This window comes from Brooklawnia sp. (assembly GCF_032229645.1).
Taxonomy (GTDB): domain Bacteria; phylum Actinomycetota; class Actinomycetes; order Propionibacteriales; family Propionibacteriaceae; genus Brooklawnia.
This window is the reverse complement of record NZ_JAVTWX010000047.1, coordinates 5,962-13,155: the sequence shown is the minus strand read 5'-3', so window position 1 is coordinate 13,155 and position 7,194 is coordinate 5,962. Positions and strand designations below refer to the sequence as shown.

The following is a 7,194-nucleotide window of genomic DNA, read 5'->3' as shown; positions in this document are numbered from 1 at the left end:
GCCGTAGATCTTCTGGAACTCGCTCTCCTCGGTCTTGGCCGTGCCGGTCATGCCCGCGAGCTTGTCATACATGCGGAAGTGGTTCTGCAAGGTGATCGTGGCGAGCGTCTGGTACTCGTCCTTGATCGCGACGGCTTCCTTGGCTTCGAGCGCCTGGTGCAGGCCTTCGTTGTAGCGGCGTCCGATCAGCGTGCGTCCGGTGTGCTCGTCGACGATCAGCACCTCGCCCTGGGCGACCACGTAGTCGCGGTCGCGGTGGAAGAGTTCCTTGGCCCGGATCGAATTGTTCAGGTATCCGATCAGCGGAGTGTTCGCGCTCTCGTAGAGGTTCTCGACGCCGAGCACATCCTCGGTGGTCTCGATTCCGTGCGACAGCACCGCGATGGTGCGCTTCTTCTCGTCGACCTCATAGTCGACGTCGCGCTGCAACCGGGTGGCGAGCCTGGAGAAGACCGGGTACCACTGCTTGTTCTCGGTGGCCGGACCCGAAATGATGAGCGGGGTACGGGCCTCATCGACGAGAATCGAGTCGACCTCGTCGACGATCGCATAGTGATGGCCCCGCTGGACCAGATCATCGGGGCTGAGCGCCATATTGTCGCGCAGATAGTCGAAGCCGAACTCGTTGTTCGTGCCGTAAGTGATGTCTTTGCCGTAGGCGACACGGCGCTGGGCTGGGGTCATCTGAGACAAGATGACACCGACATCGAGCCCGAGGAAGTGGTGCACGCGGCCCATCTGCTCCGACTGGTACTGGGCCAGGTAGTCGTTGACGGTGACCACATGCACGCCCTCGCCGCTCAGAGCGTTCAGGTAGCTGGGCATCAGGGCGACGATGGTCTTGCCTTCACCGGTCTTCATCTCGGCGATATTGGCCTCGTGCAACGCGATGCCGCCCACGAGTTGCACGTCGAACGGACGCTTGCCGAGCACCCGGCTGGAGGCCTCCCGCACCGTCGCGAATGCTTCGGGAAGCAACTGGTCGAGGCTCTCCCCGTTGTCGAGGCGCTGCTTGAAATCAGCGGTCTGCGCGCGCAACTCGTCGTCTTCCATCGCGACGAAGTCGTCCTCAATGTGGTTGATCTGCTGAGCGAGCTTCTGCATTCGCTTCAGCGTGCGTCCCTCACCAACACTGAGCAGGCGGTCCATGAAACCCACGGGATACGTCCTTTGCTGATTCCTCGCCGCTGGACGCACCGGTTGCGCGCCTGTGACAGCAGCGTCCACCAGTGTAGTTCGTGCTGACTGCCCCTCACACCTCGACTGAAGACCCCTCAAGTCAATTGCCGCGCGTGTTGATTTCGTCAGCTGCTAACCATGGCGAACCAAAGATCGGGGACGCCGCCCATCGACAGCGTCCCCGATCCTGGTCGAGTGCCGGACCGGCGGGTTCTCCTGGTCGCCGGTTTGGAGGGTCGTCAGTTCTGGGCGTCCATCATCAGATGGATGACGCCGTAGTCGTAGGCCTTGCGCCGGTAGACCACGCTCGGCTCGGCGGTCTCGGCATCGACGTACAAGAAGAAGTCGTGACCGACCAGCTCCATCTCGTCCAACGCCTGGGCCAGGGTCAGGGGGACGGTCGTGAACCGCTTCTCGCGCACCACCAGCGGGCCGTCTCCGGTGACTTCGAGTCCACCGGCGACCTTGCGGGTTGCAACTTGCTCATCGAGGCTCTCTTCGAGCGCCAGCGGCGGCAGATTGAACTCGTCCAGATCCTTCGCTCCACGCAAACCTCGGTGCCGCTTGCGTCGATCGGCGGCCTTGCGTAACTGTGCTTTGAGTTTCTCTTCCGCTCGGTCGAAAGCAATCATTTTGTCAGAAGCGTTGGCGCCGGCCCGGATGACCGGTCCCTTGCCTCGCAGTGTGATCTCGCAACGGATCTCGCCGTCCGGGTCACCCTTGGATTCGGCCTGAGTGAACTCGACCTCGGCCCGAATCACGCGATCGCGGAGTTTCTCGACAGTCGCAGTCAGTTCCTCGGTGACCTGCTCACGGGTTCCATCGGAGATGGTCAGATGCCTGCCGGTGATGCTGACGTCCATGATCATTCCTTCCTTGTGCGGACTGGCTGTTGCCAGCCAGCCGTTCGGCAGCCAAAACTGCCGGGGCGGAAAATACGTGGCACGACCCACCAGAAACGCCCTCCGAAGCCTTTCAGCTCCCTCGTTGACGTTCCAACAGATCGTGCCATACACCAACGTTACTCATCTGACTGGTCGGTGGCGCCTAAACCGGCAGTTGCGTATCTGGGGGTGTCGCAGATCACCGCTGCACCTTGGACGAAGCACCCTGCCGCACGCAGTGCCCGAACCGCCTCGACCATCGTGGCACCCGTGGTGACTACGTCATCTGTCACGATCAGCGGCACCGACGAAGCACCCAGGGCCACCATCGTGTCGCACTGCGAGCCCAGCCGATCGTCCCGGCCGCGGCCCACCTGATCGTCCGCAGCACGCGCCCGCTTCAGTAGCGGGACGACCCCGATACCGAGCCTGCGTCCGGCAGCGTTGGCCAGCGCGCGGGAGTGATCATAGCCCCGCCTGCGCACGGCAGCCCGATCGGAGGGCACCGGGACGAGCACCGCCTTCGAGTTGCTGTCGCGCTCAATCGCGTCGATGGCCCCGGCGAGTAGTCCTCCCAGTACTCCCGCCAGTTGCCAGGCACCGTCGTCCTTGTGGGCGATGACCATCGAGGACAGCGGTTCGCGATACCAGCCGCCGGCCACCACCTGCGGGCCCGGCGGCCAGTCCGGGCGCACCACGGAATGCGGCGCGGCGGGCAACTGCTCGCGGCAGGTGTCGCACAGGCCCCAGCCACAGGCATGGCAGCCTGGGCAGCTGGACCCGAGCGCAAGATCGGCGGCAGCATCCCAGAGCCGGCGTAGCGTCATCGATGAAATCGGCATGCCGGAAGTATTGGTAACCCGCGCCCGAATCGGTCAAATCGCCTTGCTGCTGTGGACAGTCTCGGCGGGTTAAGAACCCTCCCGGAAAGCCCCGCTAGCTCGGATACGCCACATCGGTGACGTCGTCGAGCAGCCCCTGCCAGCGGTATTGAGCTTCGTAGCGCAACGCCAGATCTGTGACGGTCAGAACAGCGGCGGTGACGGTGCCGTCCAGCGGCATCGCCGTCACAGCGACCACATCGGCACCGTAGAGCGGGCCCTGCGAGGTGACCTGAGCAGCATCGATATCCACCGAATAGACGCTGAACTGCGAGTCGCCCTCCCCCGCACCCAAGACCATCATCTTTCCGGACGACGAGAACGCCACATCCCGCAAGCTGGTGAGCTGACCCGATGCCGTGTTGAGCGGCAACTCCCGCCAGCCGTCGATGACCAGCTGGTCGCTGCCCCGCAGCCGCAGCATTCCAAGCTGCTGGGTCTGCCCGGTGTCCACGATCACCGCCATCCGGGCCGAATCGGGTGAGATCCGGAAGCTGAGCACCCTGCTCGACCCGAACTCCGGAATCGGTACCACGAGCGGCTCATCCTCGCCCGACGCGACGACGGCCACCACCCCGTCGGCGGTGTTGTCCAGCGTCCACAGCCTCTCGTCGGCGTCGAACTGCGGCTTCGTCAGCATCGTGCCCTCGTAGGTCGCCACCGGTTCGCCATCGCCGGTGGACGCGCGGTACAAACCAGTGCGGTCGGCATTGACCACAGCCACCTCGGTGCCCTGCCACGAAACCGCCAACCACGCGGGGTCCTGATCCCAGCCCGAGCCCAGGGCTCCCGGAAGCCTGATCTGCGCCGCTCCGACGGTCTCGGGGAGCTTGATGATCGCCGAATCTTGGATCGCATAGAGATCGCGCGGGGCGCGCGTGCGTTCCGGATCGTACTGGGACAGCTCACTGAAGCGCAGAATGCCGTTGTCGTCCGCACCGCGAATGGCCAGCGACCGGTTGTTTACGTTGATCTGCAGACCGTCGATCGAGCCGAAATGAGACAGTGTGAAAAGCAGTTGGGCTGCGGCCTGCAGCCGCTGGTCGGCGCTGAGCGCCTCGATCTGCTCGCTCAACGCCAGATGTGCGATGCCGTCATCGCCCACCCAGGTGCCGCTTGAGGTCACACCGTCGGGCAGCGCATTGAAGACCGCCGGACGCAGCCAGCTGCCGGGCCCGCGGATGACCGCCCGCACCAGGGCATCGGGCGCCGTGGCGCTGAACTCGTTCTGCCTCAAGAAGACCTGCTGGGGCACCAGCCGGTCGCCGGGCAGGTTGAGGAAATACACCGGCACGGCCTGAAATGCTTGTTGGAAGCGCTGCCGAGACATCAGAATGCCGGCACCCGGGTTGCTGATGCGCCACTGGTCGTCGACCCTTGTCAGCTCGAAGTTGTGGCTGTACTCGGTGTCGCGCGCCGCCGTGAAGATGTGATCCTCGTCGAGTCTGCCCACCAGCGGCGCCCGCACCACAGCTGACCCGTCGGCGGTGATCACCCGCGATTGCCCGGAAGCGTCATAGACATCAATGCCTGCTTCGGGACGCCAGGCGGCGGCGGCCTGGTCGGTGAGGTATTGCCGGGCCACCGCGTAGCCGTCGGCGGGCGACTCGGAGGCCGCCAAGAAGCCGTCCAAGATCGCCTCGGCGCCGGCGCCCGGATCCGGGGGTTGCGCGGCGACATCGATACCCGCAGTACGCTCATCGCTGCTGACATCGCCGACGGTCTCAATGGGTCCCGAGGTCGGGAAGCGACTGCACCCTCCCAGGACGAGACTCAGCACCACGATCAGCCAGACAGTGATCCTGCGGGGGTTCATGATTGCGTCCCATCGTGAGGTTCGGGTCTGCCCACGTCGAGCGCTGCTGGTGGCCGGTCGTCCGCCTGCTCGTCCGGTTGCAACGGCAGCGGCGAACAATCCAGGACGATCTGCTGGTTGCGCGGCAGCGTCAGCCTGAACTGTGCGCCTTCACCCGGGCGTCCCCAGGCTTCCAGCCAGCCATGGTGTAGCCGGGCATCCTCCAGCGAGATGGCCAACCCGAGCCCGGTACCACCCACGACCCGGTTGCGGCTCTCGTCCGCCCGCCAGAACCGCAGGAAGACCTGATCGGCTTGTTCCGGCTCGAATCCGACGCCGTGGTCGCGCACGGTCAGCGCGACCGCGCGAGAATCGCCGGCCACGGTAAGCACGATCGGCCGACGTTCGCCATGGTTGATCGCATTGGTCAGCAGGTTGCGAACGATGCGCTGCACTCGCCGGGCGTCCGCCTCGACCACGCTGAGGCCGCCGCGCCGCAGCACCAGCTCGGAGCCCGCCGCCGAAGCCATCGCCTGCTGGGCGTGTATCTCGGCCTCCACCAGGTCACCGAGGTCGACATCGTCGATGGCCAGCAGCGCAGCACCCGCATCGAAGCGCGAGATCTCCAGCAGGTCGCCGAGCATCGATTCGAATCGTTCTTCCTGGTCATGCAGTAGTTCGACGCTTCGCGCCAGTTCGGGAGTGAAGTTCTCCCGGGAGTCGTGCAGCACCTCGGTGGCCATTCGCATAGTGGTCAACGGAGTACGAAGTTCGTGACTGACATCGGAGACGAACTGTTGCTGAACCAGCGAGAGATCTTCCAGCTGGCCGATCTGGCGCTGCAGTTCGGCTGCCATGTTGTTCATGGAGGTGGCCAGGCTGGCCATCTCGTCGGTGCCCTTGACATCCATCCGCTGGTCGAGATTGCCGCTGGCGATTCGTCCGGCGATCTCGCCGGCGCTGCGCAATGGCTTGGTGATCTCGCGTGCGACCAGGTAGCTGATGATGCCCAGGCAGATCATCAGCATGACCCCTGTCGACGCCAGATCGCGCTGGAGCATCTGGAGAGTCTGCTGTTCGGTGCTGGCCGGGAAGATGAAGTATGCGGGAAACGTCTGCCCGGAAGGGGCATAGAGATGCCCGCCGACCACGACCGCCGGCTCCGAGGTGCCGTCGCTGTAGCGGACCTGGGTCAACGTCACGTACAGGCTTCTGGATTCGTCGTCCAGGGTTGCGCGCAAAGCATCGGGGACGCTGGAAGATTCCAGACCGCGCGACATGAAGGCGCTCGATGACGATTCGATCATCACGCTGAACTGGCTCGGTTGGCTGCCGATCTCGCTGGCCAGCTGGCCGAGCCGTTCCAGCAGCGAGTTGGTGGCCAGGTCGGTGTCGTCCAACTGCACCTGCATTCGGCGCAGCGCACTGTTCGCCTCGACGACCGACGCCTGCTTCTTCGCGTCCACCAGGTCATTGGTCGCCTGGTTGAGGAAGACCCAGCCACCAAGCAGCAGGACGAAGACCGACGCTACGCAGGTCATCACGATCACTCGCAGCGGCAGCGACGAACCCCAAACGACGCGGACGAGACGAACGATCCTGACGTACCAGCGCGGCGGCCGCCCAGCCATCATCAGTCGTCGCCTGCGGCCTGCTCACCGGCGCGGTAGCCGACGCCGCGAACGGTGACGACGATCTCCGGGTGTTCGGGGTCGTGCTCGACCTTGGAGCGCAGCCGCTGCACGTGAACATTGACCAGTCTGGTGTCGGCGGCATGCCGGTATCCCCAGACCTCTTCCAGCAGGGCTTCGCGGGTCAGTACTTGCTTGGGACGCTTCGCCAACGCGACCAGCAGATCGAACTCGAGCGGGGTGAGGTTGATGGGCTGACCATCTCGGGTCACCTGATGACTCAGCGTCGAGATCGTCAGGTCGCCGATGCGCAGCGATTCGGCGGCGGGAGGCTCGGTGGGCGCGTTCGCGCGCAACCTGGTGCGGACGCGAGCGACGAGCTCCTTGGTCTTGAAGGGTTTGGAGACGTAGTCGTCGGCACCTTCTTCGAGGCCGCGGACGATGTCGGTGGTGTCGGTGCGGGCGGTCAGCATGATGATCGGCACACCCGACAGTTCCCTCAGCTGCCGGCAGACCCGAATACCGTCCATGCGGGGCAGCATCACGTCGAGCAGCACGAGCGACGGCTGGTATTGCAGAAATGCACTGATTGCCTGGTCCCCGGTCGCGCACCATTCGGTGTCGAAACCTTCTTGACGCAGGACGATCTGAAGCATTTCGGCGAGCGCGGCATCGTCGTCGACCACCAGAATCTTGTGTTGATTGCCCATCGGGCCCGCAGAAGTGCTCATGCCCCCTCGTTGCAGTTCGGTTGCCTGCCATCCTAGCCAGCCGGGCGGCCGCCGATGTGCAGCTGCTTGGGGGTGTGCCCGGTTTGTGTACTT

6 protein-coding genes are annotated in these 7,194 nt (G+C 64.5%); all 6 read right to left on the bottom strand.

Annotation, left to right across the window (positions count from 1 at the left end; translation table 11 throughout):
- Nucleotides 1-1,149: DEAD/DEAH box helicase (locus tag AAFP05_RS03375; RefSeq protein ID WP_341728448.1), on the bottom strand; the 1,149-nt coding region annotated here is incomplete at its 3' end.
- Between the two features lie 269 nt (nucleotides 1,150-1,418).
- Complete coding sequence (gene raiA, locus AAFP05_RS03370; RefSeq protein ID WP_341728447.1) at nucleotides 1,419-2,042, bottom strand: ribosome-associated translation inhibitor RaiA; 624 nt, start codon at nucleotides 2,040-2,042, stop codon at nucleotides 1,419-1,421.
- Between the two features lie 158 nt (nucleotides 2,043-2,200).
- The gene (locus AAFP05_RS03365) at nucleotides 2,201-2,905 is read right to left on the bottom strand and encodes a ComF family protein (protein ID WP_341728446.1); all 705 of its coding nucleotides are present in this window, start codon (nucleotides 2,903-2,905) and stop codon (nucleotides 2,201-2,203) included.
- A 94-nt stretch (nucleotides 2,906-2,999) separates the two neighbouring features.
- A complete protein-coding gene (locus AAFP05_RS03360) occupies nucleotides 3,000-4,760 on the bottom strand; it encodes an LpqB family beta-propeller domain-containing protein (RefSeq protein WP_341728445.1) in 1,761 nt (586 codons plus the stop codon).
- Nucleotides 4,757-6,373 (bottom strand): MtrAB system histidine kinase MtrB, encoded by a 1,617-nt coding sequence (mtrB, locus tag AAFP05_RS03355; RefSeq protein WP_341728444.1) that lies wholly within the window; start codon nucleotides 6,371-6,373, stop codon nucleotides 4,757-4,759. The genes AAFP05_RS03360 and mtrB overlap by 4 nt, the downstream gene beginning before the upstream one ends.
- On the bottom strand, nucleotides 6,373-7,101 hold the full coding sequence (gene mtrA, locus AAFP05_RS03350; RefSeq protein ID WP_341728443.1) for an MtrAB system response regulator MtrA: 729 nt from the start codon (nucleotides 7,099-7,101) through the stop codon (nucleotides 6,373-6,375). Before mtrA ends, mtrB begins: the two co-directional genes overlap by 1 nt.
- Between the last annotated feature and the right edge of the window lie 93 nt (nucleotides 7,102-7,194).